Source organism: Jatrophihabitans lederbergiae (genome assembly GCF_031845305.1).
GTDB classification, from domain to species: domain Bacteria; phylum Actinomycetota; class Actinomycetes; order Mycobacteriales; family Jatrophihabitantaceae; genus Jatrophihabitans_A; species Jatrophihabitans_A lederbergiae.
Genome location: NZ_JAVREH010000192.1, coordinates 1 through 918 on the forward strand (window position 1 = coordinate 1; position 918 = coordinate 918).

The following is a 918-nucleotide window of genomic DNA, read 5'->3' on the forward strand; positions in this document are numbered from 1 at the left end:
CTCGGCCGACTCGGCCGACTCGGCCGACCAGAGGAGTTTGCGTCGCAACTCCATGAGTACTGGGCACATCGTGTTCTTTGTGGTCGCGGCCGCGGCGCCACTGACCGTGGTCGGCTCGCTGTTCTCCGTCATCGTCGGAATCGGCAACGGCGACGGCATCGCGGGTGCGTTCGTCCTGGTCGCCGTCATCCTGCTGGTGTTCGCGGTCGGATACGTCGCAATGAGCCGGCACATCGTGGACGCCGGTGACTTCTACGCCTTCGTGTCGGTCGGGCTCGGAAGGCCACCGGGCCTGGGTGCGGCCGGTCTGGCCATCTTCGCCTACACCGCCATTCAGCTCGGTTTGTACGGGGCGTTCGGTTACTACGCCCACTCCTTCTTCGGCAACCATCTCCACCTGGCGCTGACCTGGTGGGCCTGGGCTTTCATCGCGATGGCGCTCTGCCTGGTCCTCGGGGTACGCCGGATCGACCTGGGTGCGAAGGTGATGGGCGTTCTGCTAATTGCTGAAACCCTGTCGATCGTGGTGGTCGACGTCGCCATCATTCTGCACGGCGGCAATGGCGGCAACGGCGGACACGGCTTCTCCTTCAGCCCGTTCAGCCCGAGCACGACGTTCAGCGGCGCGATCGGGGTTGCGGTGATGTTCTGCCATGCGTCGTTCGTCGGTTTCGAGGGCACGGCCATTTACGGCGAAGAGTCCCACGATCCGACCAAATCGGTGCCACGGGCGACCTATATTGCCGTGCTGTTCATGGGTTTCTTCTACGCCATCACCGCATGGCTGGTGATCAACGCCTTCGGTCCCGGCCTGGCGGTCAAGGCCGCGCAGGATGACCCGGAAGGCTTCTTCTTCACTATCGGCCAGCGCATGGTCGGCAATGGCATGCAGACCTTGCTGTCGCTGCTGATCGTGAC

The 918-nt window shown here is 63.7% G+C and carries 1 protein-coding gene; it reads left to right on the forward strand.

What is annotated here, in order from left to right; translation table 11 throughout:
- Positions 1–52: 52 nt before the first annotated feature.
- Positions 53–918: APC family permease (locus RM423_RS24925; RefSeq protein WP_311425729.1), on the forward strand; the 866-nt coding region annotated here is incomplete at its 3' end.